Genomic DNA, 13,115 nt, shown 5'->3' with positions numbered 1-13,115 from the left:
TATTATTTCATGGATTTATCGTATAGCCATACCCGTAGCAACGACAATAACTGGTCCACATCTACAGGTTTAGAAATATAATCGGAAGCGCCTGCCTGCAAACATTTCTCCCGGTCGCCCATCATTGCCTTGGCCGTTACGGCAATTACCGGCAATGCTCTCAGCCCAGGTTGCTTCCTGATGGCCGCAATCGCATCATACCCATCCATTTCGGGCATCATCATATCCATCAGCACTATGTCTACCCGGTGTTCTTTCAGCTGCTCCAAAGCTTCTTTACCATCAATGGCCGACAACACTTTCATCTGGTGCTTCTCCAGCGCTTTGGTAAGGGAGAAGATATTACGCACATCATCATCTGCCACCAGCACTGTTTTATCTTTCAGCACCTCATTCAGTACGCCCATTTTCCCGTTCCCCGCATGAGCAGCGGGTGCTTTTTCTGACACCAGGTGCAGGAACAGCGACACTTCATCCAGCATACGCTGATAGGAATGGGCCGTTTTCACCACAATGGAATCTGCATACTGCTTGATACGCTGTTCTTCTGCCTTTGATAAACTTTTACCGGTAAAAATGATAATGGGAAGATTTTCCAGTCCTTTTATTTCCTTAACCATTTCCAGCGCTTCATAGGCCCGCTGATCGGGAATACCCATGTCGAGGATCACACAATCAACATCCTGCTGCTGCAGAAGCGATACACCATCTTCCACACTATTGCTGATCTCTGAATTCACCTGGTAGTTACTGAGGAAGTAAGCCAGTGCTTTTGCATGTTTGGCATTTTCTTCCAGGATCAATACTTTCTTGGTGGAGCGCTGCAATACGAATTCCATTTTTTCAAAGATCAGCTGCATGCTCTGCGGGTCTACCGGCTTACTGATAAAGTCGACCGCCCCTTTCAGGAGGCTTTCTTTTTTTGCTTCCATGGAAGACATGATATGCACCGGTATCGGCCTGGTGGCCGGATCGTTTTTCAATTCTTCCATTACCTGCCAGCCATCTTTTATTGGCAGCTGTATATCCAGCAGGATACCGATAGGCTTATAGAGGCGCGCCAACTCCGCAGCTTCATCACCCCGAACAGATACGATCCCTTTATACCCTCTTGCATGAGTGAAATCAAGCAATGCCTTTGCAAAATGAGTATCGTCTTCCACGATAAGGATCACCGGATCACCGGTTTCAATAAGTCCACGGTCATCGTACACATCTTCCGGCACCGTAGGTGACAGGAATCTCTTCTTCTGTATTGTTTCCAGGTCTTCCACTACCGGCGACGGCAATACGGAAGGCTGCTCCGCTGGCACTACCTCCTTACGCATTATAGGAACTGTGATTATAAATGCACTTCCATCCCTGCCATTGCTCTTCACCGCTATCTGCCCGCCAAGCAGTTTTGCCAGTTCCCGGCTGATAGACAGCCCCAGGCCGGTGCCGCCATATTTCCTCCGGGTAGATCCGTCTGCCTGCTGGAAGGCTTCGAAAATCACCTGTTGTTTTTCTGCCGGGATACCAATGCCGGTATCTTTTACCGAAAAACGGATAGTTTGCAGATCTTCTCCTTCCATTACATCCAGCCGTACAAATCCTTTGGCGGTAAACTTCAGCGCATTCGACAGCAGGTTTTTAAGTATCTGTTCCAGCCTTACCTGGTCTGTTTCAATAGTGGCAGGTATGCCGGCATCTTTATGTATCTGCAGTTGCAGGCCTTTTTCTTTTGCTATAGGTTCAAATAGCGCTTGCATATTGGAGCATATATCCGAAATGGATACCTGGGTAAATTCCAGTTCCATTTTACCGGATTCGATTTTCGAAAGGTCGAGTATCTCATCGATCAGCGTGAGCAGGCCTTTACCTGAACTGTTGATCACCTGTGCATATTCCACCTGGTCGCCGTTGAGATTGGCGTCATGATTTTCAGAAAGCAGCCTTGACAACAATAAGATGGAGTTTAGCGGTGTGCGCAGCTCATGCGACATATTAGCCAGGAACTCTGATTTGTAGCGGGTGCTGAGCGCCAGCTCTTCTGCTTTTTTATGTATATCCAGGTTGCGTTCTACTATGATCTGGTTTTTCTCTTCCAGGAGCCGGCTTCTTTCTTCCAGTTCTGCATTCGACTGCATCAGTTCTTCCTGTTGCACTTTCAGTTCTTCTTCTGATACCTGGAGCTTTTGGGTTTGCGCTTCCAGTTCCACATTGAGGCTTTCCAGTTCACTGTGTTGCGTTTGCAGTTCTTCTGCCTGGGCCTGGGTTTCTTCCAGCAGTTCCTGAAGGCGTGTGCGGCTCCTGGTGCTTTGCAGGGCGATCGCAATATTTACTGCTGCCTGTTTGGCGAAATCCATCACATGTTCTTTAAATGGGAACAGGGAGCCTATCTCTATTACGCCTTCCACGATACCTGCATGGCTTAGCGGAATGATGAGCACATAACCAGGTTGTGCAGAGGCTGCGGCGCCCGCAATGTGCAGGAAATTGTCCGGCGCCTCCGTAAGGTATAATGGTTCTTTCTGTAATACACTTTGCCCAAGTAAGGTTTTTCCTACCTCGATAACCTTGGGGGCCGGGTGTGCAGGTGATAATGCGTATTCAGCAGATAAATGCAGTTCGCCTGAATGCCTGATGTACAGAACGCCCGTTTGTGCCCCGGTGTATTGTACAACATCCGTTAAAGCGTCTTTGCTGAGTGACTCCATATCCTTTTCACTGAGCAATGTTTCACTTACCCGGTTAAGCCCGGTTTGAATCCACATTTTCTGTTCGGCGTTGGAGCGGAACGCCTTCAGGTCGGCCGCCATTTGTACCACTGCATTACCAAGAATATCATCTTCACTGCGTGGCTTCACATCTATATTGAAGTTCCCTTTCCCTATACTATCTGCCGCAATGGCCAGGTCCTGGTTAGTTTGATCAATTACGTTAAAGGAACGCGCCAGGCTGCCGATGGCATCTTTTGTATGTACCTCCGGCGCTGCTCCCGGCACTCCCCTGGAAATCTTCAATGCAGCTGCCTGCAGCATTTCGAGGCTATCTGTGATACCTTTAATGGTATAGGTGATAAATACTATCACCAATATTATGATGCCCACCAATACCAACAGGTCCCGGGTTTTCAGGTCATTTTCCTTTTGGGAGATATTTTTTGCATCCCGGCTTATCTTGTCCATCACGGAGCGTTGCAGCTGCTTTAGCTGATCTACAGACAAGGAAGAATTATTCCACCAGGAATCTGCATTGAAAAGGGTATCAATTTTCCGGGAGACGATAGTGCTCCTGATAAAATCGTTGGTGACGGTCATTTCATTAGAAGACTCCATTTTCAGATAAGCCTTTGAAATAGCCGGGGAGGCTTTATCTACCAGTTCCGCCCGCAGGGAAGCGTACATATCGGCATTGTTTTCTACACGGGCAAAATCTTCCGGCCATACTTCCTTCTTCAGCATGAAATAATAAATATCCATGCGGATCATTCCCTGGTAGGCGGCCATCTGCGCCAGCAGGTATTGTGCATTCATGTCCTGCTGTACCGCTTTCAATACGGGGATATCCGGGATATTGGTGGTTGCCAGGTCGTTGAGACGGAAAATAAGATTGGAATAATAATCGAGCACTTCCCGTTGAGGCATGCTTTTATTGTCAATATCTTTTCTCTTTTTGGGAAGCGTATTTAGCAGGGAATATTCGAAGAATCGGCTATCACTGGCCAGCAGCCTGCCTTTCACAACATCGATGGCAAGATCTGTTTTGGCGCGTTGTGTAAGCAGATCATTCAGGCTCCCGGTTTGCAATACATAGTTCACACTATTCCGGCGTTCCATATGAATTTCATCCGCCACTTTCATAATGGTGGTAGCGGTGGTAATTTTCTGTAACAGGTTATCGATAGTAGTTATATCTTCACTCTGCTTATTGAATACAGCTATGCCAAAATATACAAGACATACCAGCGGTATTACAGCAACTAACATCAGTTTCCTTGGAAGCGGAAGCTGCATAAAGAATTTATTCATCTGCCTGAGCTTGTTTAATTTTTATAGGGTACTGTTCTGCAAATGGTGTTGCACACCGGCTTTTAGCATATTTCATTCCAACTGTACCACTAAACCGAATTATAATGATAATAAAATAACAACAAAATCATAGATTTGTCTCTATTCCAAAATGATATGCCTGATAGTTGTAAATATACCTCAGTCCTTTTAATTGACGATGATATAGATGACAGGATGATATTTGGTGAAGTATTAAAAGAACTGGCGCCAGATATCATTTACCACGAAGCTATAAACGGCGAAGATGCGTTGTTGAAGCTGAATAATGACATTGTACCCGACCTTATTTTCGTGGATCTGAATATGCCGCGGGTAGACGGGAAACAGTTCCTTGCAGAAATACAGCAGCAGGAACATTTGAAACATATTCCTGTCGTGATCTATAGTACATCCTCACATGAGTCGGATAAAAAAGAAACCAGGGAGCTGGGCGCGTCGTACTTCCTGACGAAGCCTAACAGTCTTCGTGAGCTTACACACATACTGACGGACCTTTTACAGCAGAAGTTATTTTAACAGAAAAGCCTCACAAGGAATTGTGAGGCAACGTTTCTACCATTGTTACTATTTTTAAACCCTCATATATGCGTGAGCATATGCTTTGTATCATAAAGATGGGTTTTAAATGATATCCAAGTGTTAACCAGATCTTAAAGACTTCTGCATTAAAATTGTTTTACTACTTCTTCCAGCCATCCTGCTGCATTAAAATTTATTTTCACCGCAGGCTGAATCCCTTTATTATCAATACCCAGACCAGCAGCCACTCTCCTTGAGCGGGTAACAGGATAATCAACCGAAAAATCGGGAGCTGTAAATTTCACCCTTGCTACATTGGAATAATCCAGTGCTCCGGCGGTAGGTGTTCCCATCAGTTTCACTTTCTGGCTCTGGGCAGCCTCCAGTAAAAACTGCTCCGCAGTATTACTGCAGCGACCATTGATCAGCACTGCCACTTTAGCCGGTAGGGGCACCGGAGCTGGCAGGATCATGTTTTCATCCGGTCCCATACTTACCAGCCGGCCCTGCAACCCGTCTCCCTGGTGGATGGCAGTGCGGATCTGCTCTACATATTCTTCAGGCAGTTTCCCGGTTTGTTCATCCAGGATATGACCCCAGGCTGCAATGTTATCAGGGGTGGCATAAAAGTCGGCCCCGGTGATCCGCACGGGCTGGGTATACAGCAAAGGCCGGAGCCGTTCAATGAGCTTATCGGCACCTAACCCGGCGTTACGGACATCTATCACCAGGTTGGGGTTTCTTCGCAGGTATTCATCGTTGGCGTTCAGTACGGAATCTGCCAGCGGATAAACGGTGGCGTCGAAGCTGCTGACCCTGAAGTAGGCAGTGCTGTCATTTATTTGCCGGAAGAAGAAGGGCGCTGCCGGCATATCGGCGAAGGCAGGGACTTCCGGCGTTATGCCGGCAGCCTGCTGTGGCAGCCCCGCCCCTGGCTTTTGCCAACCCAATGCAGCGAGCCCGTCATACCGCTTCCCAACGGTTAGGGTATCAAAATTCACCTGTTGTTCTGCATAGCTGATCAGGTCAAATTTATCCGGCCCGGTAGCGGCCAGTTCAAATAAAACGTCGCCAGGTTGCCAGCCGGGCGCCGACGATTCCATGATCACAGCGGCGTAGGTACGCAGTCCTCTCAGGTTTTTTACCAGGGCTACCCTATACAGTGAACCTGCCTGGTAAATGCCGGCGATGCCACTTAACGGTTGCTTCTGGAGCAGATCGAGCTGCTGGGGTGTGAGGACTATTTTTTCCTTTAGCGGCCTATAGCCAATGTGCAGGGAAAGATGCTGGTCTTTGAAAAAGCGCAGGTAACGGTTCACCAGCAGCAGGCAATGTGTGGCGCCTTTGATGGTGGCAGCCTGCAAGCGCATCTTTGTAAGCATGGCCGTATAAGCCTGCTGTGTAACAGGGGTTACTTTGTCGATAAAACCTACATAATTCTTTCTCAGATAAACCTGTACACTATCAAATTTCTTCCTGCAATCGCACTCCTGCGCATATACTGCTGTGTTGCACAGGAGTAATAACAATACTGCTATTGCTTTCATGGCAAAGGATTGAAGTTTCTGGCTGATAATAAATGGTCTTTAAATATATATATTCGGCGGGAAACTATCAGAAAATATTTATCATCATCCCCAATATTAATAAATTACAGGTCCTAATAAAGCGCATATGTATTTAGACGAACTGGAAAGGCTGTATAATGAACAGGCGTATACGGAAGCAATTACCAAACTTGAAACATACCTGCAGGATCATCCGGGAGAGACCCGGGGATGGCAGCTGCTGGGTTTGTCGCAGCTGGAAAACGCAAAGGCCACCGATAACCGGGACCTTGCCACTGCCATGTATAATGAGGCTTACGAGGCATTCAGCCAGGTACTGAGCATTGACCCCTCACATATTCAGGCCCGTGTACACCGCGCTTATATGGGAGCCAATATCATGGCCGACAAGGGAGATGAAACCATCAGCGACTGTGATATACTCATTGCCGGTGGCGATGAAGAATTAACTACCAAAGCATTATTATACCGCTTCCAGGTATGGGTGTTAAAGAATGAAACAGGCAAGGCGCTGGCAGATATGCACCATAATCTGCAGGTATATGAATCGTTGTATGCGGATGACCTGCCACAGTTGAATGTGGCGCGTTTTCAGTGTTTCACCCGTATCGGGGATGTATATTACCATACTGAAAACCGGCCGGCTGCACTGGAATACTATAAGCGGTCTTTTGAATGCACCGTATTTAATAACCGGCTGTTATCTACCACCTGGTTTGCCCTTGATATGGCAGACTATGAGTTTGCCGCCAGCATGCTGCAGGTAATGATCTCCTCAGGAGAGAATACCAAGGAAGATATGCTGCGTTTGCTCCGGCATATTCAGCAACTGCTTGCCGATGGCGTACGGAATGCGTCGCTGGCCAGGGAGTTCTGCAAAGGCACCACGGAATTCTGGCCGGAGTTTTTCGGGAACGATGATGATGAAGGCACCCTTGAACAGATTTCCACCGGCAAACGATTTATTTCGGAATACCCGGAGGAGGCCTATTTTTATCATTATACTGCTACTGCTTTCTTTAATATCGGCAGCTATCATGAAGCGCTGCCCTGGTATGAAAAATCACTGGCCATTAAACCGTATCCGTTCAGCATGGTAAGATGGTATTTCACCAGTTATAAGGTAAACGGACAGTTCCCTGAAAGCTGGCCTGAAGTGGAGCATAACATCCCGTACGACTGGTACGCAGCCGGCGTTATCTTTACCGAGATTATCCAGCTGGAAAATGATAACGGGGTAAAACAGGCGACTGCTGCGCTGAAGCGGTTCCTGTATAAAAAAGCATTTGATATTTATCATGCCTACTGGTATGAAAATTCAGGCAACTCCTATGCCGGTCATCCTCACCATTTTGCCATGTGCTGCAACAACTATGGCATTGCTTTATACGAAGGCGGCATCTTCGTGGAAGCGGCGCATATACATACAATAGGCTACAATATGTCGCCCTTCTGGGAACAACTGGAATCCAGGGCAGATGCGTATCACAGCATGGGAAAACTGGCAGAGGCCATCGCCGACAGGCAAACCATCCTGGATAACTTTACCGGGGTATTACCGCTCATGTATTATGTGTCTATCCATGAAAGAATGATAGACGACCTGTGCGCACTGGAGAAACATGCTGAGGCATTGCATCTCTATGAAAAAATACTGGAAGAGTACAATACCTGGATTGTGAAGGATATGGAATCGCTGGAAGATTACGATCGTGAAACCATTATCTATAACATCGACCGTATTAAAACCGGGCGCGCGTTTATCCGGACCAACAGTGCAGACGACCTGAATGAGCGCATACAGGCACTGGAAACACACCTGGTGGAAAAACCCGACGACAGCGACGCTTACTTTAACCTGATGTATCTGTATTTTGACAATACACAGTATGAGCATTGTATCGGCGCTATCAATAACCGTATTTCCATTGGCGGCATTCCTAAACTGCCGGTGATTTCACAGATGAAGATCTATTACTTCAGGGGAAAAGCAGCGTTAAAACTGGGCCGCTTCAAAGCCGCTATTGCAGACCTTTTACACACGCTGCAGATCATGTCTTCCGGCGATGCATCGGATAATGCACCGAACTACCGGTTTGGCGTATACGCTTTCCTGGCGGAAGCCTATCTTGGTAACAAAGAATATGATGAATGCCTGTCCTACGCCACCCAATGCCTGAATATTTATGCCGCCAATAACTGGGCATGGGATACCGAAGCTTCTGCTGTAAGATATACTATGGCGCTGGCTTACGAGGCCAAGGAAGATATAGGCGCCTGCAAAAAGATCATTGACCTGATTGTTACCAACGATCCGGAATTCCGGCCTGCAGCAGAGAAAAAAAATGAATTGCGGGGAGGAGGATTATTTTCTTTTTTCAGGAAGAAGAAATAAAAAATACAGCTGTTTACTTTTCCGGGATACCAGGAAAGTAAACAGCTGTAAAGCTTATCGTCTCTTTAAAAGATAACCTGGTTACATAGGCTTGTTAAAGCTTACCATCCAGGGGATTCCGTACTTATCGGTAAACATACCAAAGCGGTGCGCCCAGAAGGTTTCTGCCAGTGGCATTGTAACCTTGCCTCCGGCAGATAAAGCATTGAACAGTCTTTCCGATTCTTCGTTGGAGTCGGTGCCCAATGTAAGTGTAACGCTATTCCCGTTTGCAGGTGTTTGCCCCATCATACTGTCGGATGCCATGAGTTCAAACCCTGGTGCTTTCAGATATGCGTGCATCACCAGGTCCTTTGCGGCCTCGGGTTGCTTATCGCTTTCGGGGGCTTCACCCATGGTCATGATCTGTAACTCTCCTCCGAAAACGCTTTTGTAAAAATTCATTGCTTCACGGCAGTTAGTGCCGAATGTGAGGTACGTTGTTAATGTGGTGGACATAACAATCATTTTTTAGGGTAAGAAATGGAATTCAGGTAGATGATAAAGTTAGGTAAAACTAGCTTATGAGCACCTTATTTCTTACCAGCAGGCAGGCGCCGATAATGCCGGCGCTTTCGCCCAGCCGCGACATTTTCAATTTGGAATCATTACTAACCAGGCTGAGGGAATATTTTTTCATGGCGCTTTTTATAGGCAGGCGGATGTGGTCCTGTGTAGCGGCCAGTGCCCCGCCGAGTATCACCAGTTCGGGGTTGAAGATATTCATAAGCAGGGCTACGCCCCGGCCCAGGTTCTCTCCTACTTTGGCGATAAGCTCTATGGCCAGCATATCGTCGTTGTTGGCAGCCGCTATGATGTCGTGCAGGTGAATGTCTTCCGGCGACTGATGAGTACGTGTGAGCATAGACGAAGATCCTGCTGCCAGCTTTTGCCGGAACATATTTACCAGCGCCCATCCGGAGGCTTCTGTTTCCAGGCATCCTTTTTTCCCGCAATGACAGATGATTTCATTATCGAACATCGGGATATGCCCTACTTCCCCGCTGTAGCCGGACTTACCATAATACAGTTCCCCGTTGATAAGCACGCCCATACCAATGCCGTAGTCCAGGTTCAGGAACAGCACATTACGTTCTCCATTCACAAGGTCGGAGCAGAATTCGCCATAGGCCATTGCCCTTGAGTCATTCTCCAGGAAAACACGGATACCTACTTTAGCGGCAATGACTTTACTGAGGGGCTCGTCGTCAAAATAGAAGAGGCTGTAATTGTACCCGGTAGCGTAGTTGATACGCCCCTGGATGTTGATGCCGATGCCGAGGATCTTTTCCTTGGGAACGGTGAGCCCGTCAATAAAGTTGTTGATCAGGAGGCAAAGCTGCTCCAGGGAGTCTTTGGTGTTATCCAGTGCGTAAGGCAGTCCCTCCACCGTAGTAACGAGGTTTTTATGCAGGTCGGACAGACCCAGGTTGAGGTGGTCATGTTTCACGTCTACGCCGATGAAGAAGGCCGAATCCGGCACCAGGCCGTACAGGTTGGGCTTACGGCCGCCGGTAGACTCTATTTTGCCATAGTCCATTACCAGTCCGTCGGCAATGAGATCATTTACCAGGTTGGTCACTTTGGGAGTGCTGAGGTTGAGTTCCTTGCACAGGTCGGCAATGGTGGCGTTGCCGGAATTGGCAAAATAAGCCAGGGCAGCCTTTTTCAGGTTGATATTTTTATAGGCTACACCGGTAGCATTTGCGCTGTTCAGTTCTTCGAAGAAGGTTTTGGTCATAGCATCAGATAGACTTTTACAGTAATTGCCCTCCAATTTAACTGCTTAATTCTGATTTTTTAAAAAATTAGGGGAGGAAAGCGGCTGAATGTTGTCTATATAAATGATTTTGTTAATTCCCAAAAAATAATACCTTTGCAATCCTTTTTGAGCTAAAAAAGGGCTCTTGTCATGTACACCCGGGCGGTTTTCCGGGCGGGGGAACAGGGAGGAGTAAGTTCTTTTTATTTACTGCGGATGTGATGAAATTGGTAGACATGCCAGACTTAGGATCTGGTGCCGCGAGGCATGGGGGTTCGAGTCCCTTCATCCGCACATATAATATTATGTGGCAATGCGTCAATATGGCAACGTGATAATGCTATGCTCCCCCTCACTTTCATTGTCACTTATGTCTTATTCAGACACAGTTTCACCTGATTTTATTCAAAAATAATTTCCTGCCATTCCTACTTGCCGTTGTGACTTCATGGCAGAAAAATAAACAAGGAATCATTATTGCTTCTAAAGAACACTTTATACAATTCAATTATGGCAACCGTTACGAGAGAAAACATTGGTTTATTGAACGATAAGATCACTGTGAAAGTGAGCAAGGAAGATTACCTTCCTAATTTTGACAAGGCAGTAAAGCAATTCAGCAAAAATGCGAACATACCAGGCTTCCGCAAAGGAATGGTGCCTGCAGGTATGGTTAAGAAAATGCACGGTCAGGCTATCTTTGGCGACGAAATTCTGAAAACTGTTGAAAGAGAACTGATGGGCTATGTGCAGGCAGAAAAACTGGAAATCTTCGGCCAGCCATTGTCCCTGGAAAAACAGGCAAAAGACCTGGATTACAACAAACCTGCTGATTACGACTTCGAATTTGAAGTAGGTCTGAAACCATCCTTCACCGTTACTCCCCTTGAAAATAACAAGACCACCCTCACCAAATATAAAGTAACCGTTACCGACGAAATGGTAAACGATGAAGTTCAACGTTTACAGCTGAAAGGTGGCAAAACAACAGAACCTGAAACAATTACTTCTGAAGATAACGTGATTAACGTTAAATTCGAAGAATCAGACAAGGACGGTAATGTAGTGGAAGGCGGTATCGTAAAAGAGAACGCCTTACTGGTAAAATACTTTGCACCGGCTATCCAGGCTGAATTGCAGGGTAAAAAGAATGAAGACAGCATTGTATTCCAACTGGCTACTTCCTTTGATGAACAGCGCCTGGGCTGGGTCCTGAAAGATCTGGGCTTTGAAGCCGGCGACAAGGAAGCGGCGAAGAAATATTTCAAACTGACTATCACCAAAGTGGGTCTGATTGAAAAAAGAGAACTGAATGAAGAGTTCTTCAAAGAAGTTTATCCTGGAGAAGATATCACTACTGAAGAAGCTTTCCGCGCTAAACTGAAAGAAGAAATCGGCAAATACTGGGATTCTGAGAGTCGCAACCATCTTCACAACGACCTGTTTGAAGTACTGGTGCACGAAACGCCGATCGAATTACCAAAGGATTTCCTCAAACGCTGGCTGCAGGTTGGCGGTGAAAAACCCAAAACTGCGGAAGAGGCGGAAAAAGAATTCCCTTCGTTTGACCATCAATTACGTTGGACACTCATCAGCGATAAACTGGTTAAAGAAAATAAACTGGAAGTTTCTTTCGAAGACCTGAAAGAAAATGCCAAACAAAAAGTATTAGGCTACTATGGCGGCGCCGCTACTGATGGAGCAGAATGGTTAGACAGCTACCTGGACCGCCTGTTACAGGATGAGAAATTTGTAGACCAGACTTACCGCGAAATGATCACTGCCAGGTTATTTGACTGGGCTGAAACAAAGGTGAACGTGAAAGAAGAGGAAATCAAAGCAGAAGATTTTGTTAATTTACCTCATAAACATCACCATCATGAACATTAATAATGAATTTAGAAAATATGCCATCCAGCATCGGGGAATCAGCAGCCTGGTAGTAGACAGTTACGCTAAAAGCCACCAGATCAACAGTCTGACTCCTTATATCCTTGAAGAACGCCAGATGAATATGACCCAGATGGACGTTTTCTCCAGGTTGATGGCTGATCGTATTATTTTCCTCGGAGACCCGGTGAACGATTACGTGGCAAACGTGATTACCGCACAGCTGCTGTTCCTGGAATCTTCCGACCGTAACCGTGATATACAGATGTACATCAATAGCCCCGGAGGAAGCGTTTACGCCGGTCTGGGTATTTATGATACTATGCAGATCATTTCTCCTGATGTAGCTACTATCTGTACCGGTATGGCGGCCTCTTTCGGCGCTGTACTGCTGGTAGCGGGCACAAAAGGAAAACGCACTGCGCTGAAACATGCACGTGTAATGATCCACCAGCCTCATGGCGGTGCCGAAGGCCAGACTTCAGACATCGAAATCACTGCGCGTGAATTCGTGAAACTGAAAAAAGAGCTGAACGAAATCATTGCAGGCCATTGCGGACAGCCGATCAAAAAAGTGGAAAAAGACTCTGACCGTGATTACTGGATGACTGCGGATGAAGCAAAAGAATACGGCATTATTGATGACGTACTCCAGAAAAATCCAAAGAAAAACCTGGAAACACCTCAGTAATAGCTTAACGCTCAAGGCATAAATAAAGCTATTGTAGCGAAGATGACGGCGATACATATTAAAAAACGCTTCTATCTTCATTACAATAGCTTTTGTTTTGTGAGATGATAAGCTTTACCGTATTAAGACTTATGCTTTCGGCTATTTAGTGTAAATTTGTAACCCTGCAATTATCAATGCAGGCAATGATAGTTTC

8 protein-coding genes and 1 tRNA gene are annotated in these 13,115 nt (G+C 46.4%); 5 read left to right on the top strand and 4 right to left on the bottom strand.

Annotated elements, in window-relative coordinates:
* Positions 1–2: 2 nt before the first annotated feature.
* The gene (locus FN124_RS15335) at positions 3–4,013 is read right to left on the bottom strand and encodes a response regulator (protein ID WP_142685701.1); all 4,011 of its coding nucleotides are present in this window, start codon (positions 4,011–4,013) and stop codon (positions 3–5) included.
* A 135-nt stretch (positions 4,014–4,148) separates the two neighbouring features.
* On the opposite strand from FN124_RS15335, the gene FN124_RS15330 reads away from it, so the two are divergent.
* Positions 4,149–4,571: a response regulator gene (locus FN124_RS15330; protein WP_142685700.1), complete on the top strand. Its 423-nt coding sequence runs from the start codon at positions 4,149–4,151 to the stop codon at positions 4,569–4,571.
* A 149-nt stretch (positions 4,572–4,720) separates the two neighbouring features.
* Here the strand turns inward: FN124_RS15330 and FN124_RS15325 are convergent, their stop codons facing one another.
* Complete coding sequence (locus tag FN124_RS15325) at positions 4,721–6,121, bottom strand: S41 family peptidase (protein ID WP_142685699.1); 1,401 nt, start codon at positions 6,119–6,121, stop codon at positions 4,721–4,723.
* Between the two features lie 127 nt (positions 6,122–6,248).
* Here FN124_RS15325 and FN124_RS15320 point away from each other — a divergent pair, with 127 nt between their 5' ends.
* Complete coding sequence (locus FN124_RS15320; protein ID WP_142685698.1) at positions 6,249–8,537, top strand: tetratricopeptide repeat protein; 2,289 nt, start codon at positions 6,249–6,251, stop codon at positions 8,535–8,537.
* 81 nt (positions 8,538–8,618) lie between these two features.
* Here FN124_RS15320 and FN124_RS15315 read toward each other — a convergent pair whose 3' ends face one another.
* Both FN124_RS15315 and FN124_RS15310 read right to left on the bottom strand, forming a co-directional pair.
* Positions 8,619–9,035: a VOC family protein gene (locus FN124_RS15315; RefSeq protein ID WP_142685697.1), complete on the bottom strand. Its 417-nt coding sequence runs from the start codon at positions 9,033–9,035 to the stop codon at positions 8,619–8,621.
* A gap of 58 nt (positions 9,036–9,093) precedes the next feature.
* Positions 9,094–10,317: an ROK family transcriptional regulator gene (locus FN124_RS15310; protein ID WP_142685696.1), complete on the bottom strand. Its 1,224-nt coding sequence runs from the start codon at positions 10,315–10,317 to the stop codon at positions 9,094–9,096.
* Positions 10,318–10,550: 233 nt separating this feature from the next.
* On the opposite strand from FN124_RS15310, the gene FN124_RS15305 reads away from it, so the two are divergent.
* The 3 genes from FN124_RS15305 (at position 10,551) to clpP (ending at position 12,919) form a co-directional block, all read left to right on the top strand.
* Positions 10,551–10,632: transfer RNA gene (locus FN124_RS15305), tRNA-Leu, on the top strand.
* 216 nt (positions 10,633–10,848) lie between these two features.
* Entirely contained in the window at positions 10,849–12,228 is a 1,380-nt protein-coding gene (gene tig, locus FN124_RS15300; RefSeq protein ID WP_142685695.1) for a trigger factor, read from the top strand.
* On the top strand, positions 12,218–12,919 hold the full coding sequence (gene clpP, locus FN124_RS15295; RefSeq protein ID WP_142685694.1) for an ATP-dependent Clp endopeptidase proteolytic subunit ClpP: 702 nt from the start codon (positions 12,218–12,220) through the stop codon (positions 12,917–12,919). The genes tig and clpP overlap by 11 nt, the downstream gene beginning before the upstream one ends.
* Positions 12,920–13,115: the final 196 nt, after the last annotated feature.

The sequence above is a fragment of the Chitinophaga polysaccharea genome (genome assembly GCF_902150045.1).
Lineage (GTDB): Bacteria > Bacteroidota > Bacteroidia > Chitinophagales > Chitinophagaceae > Chitinophaga > Chitinophaga polysaccharea_A.
The sequence above is the reverse complement of the archived record's forward strand: the minus strand, read 5'-3'. Positions and strand labels throughout refer to the sequence as shown.

Excerpts from the sequence above, each read along its gene's own strand:
- FN124_RS15335 (WP_142685701.1), bottom strand. The coding sequence starts at position 4,013 with ATGAATAAATTCTTTATGCAGCTTCCGCTTCCAAGGAAACTGATGTTA.
- FN124_RS15325 (WP_142685699.1), bottom strand. The coding sequence starts at position 6,121 with ATGAAAGCAATAGCAGTATTGTTATTACTCCTGTGCAACACAGCAGTA.
- FN124_RS15320 (WP_142685698.1), top strand. The coding sequence starts at position 6,249 with ATGTATTTAGACGAACTGGAAAGGCTGTATAATGAACAGGCGTATACG.
- FN124_RS15315 (WP_142685697.1), bottom strand. The coding sequence starts at position 9,035 with ATGTCCACCACATTAACAACGTACCTCACATTCGGCACTAACTGCCGT.
- FN124_RS15310 (WP_142685696.1), bottom strand. The coding sequence starts at position 10,317 with ATGACCAAAACCTTCTTCGAAGAACTGAACAGCGCAAATGCTACCGGT.
- tig (WP_142685695.1), top strand. The coding sequence starts at position 10,849 with ATGGCAACCGTTACGAGAGAAAACATTGGTTTATTGAACGATAAGATC.
- clpP (WP_142685694.1), top strand. The coding sequence starts at position 12,218 with ATGAACATTAATAATGAATTTAGAAAATATGCCATCCAGCATCGGGGA.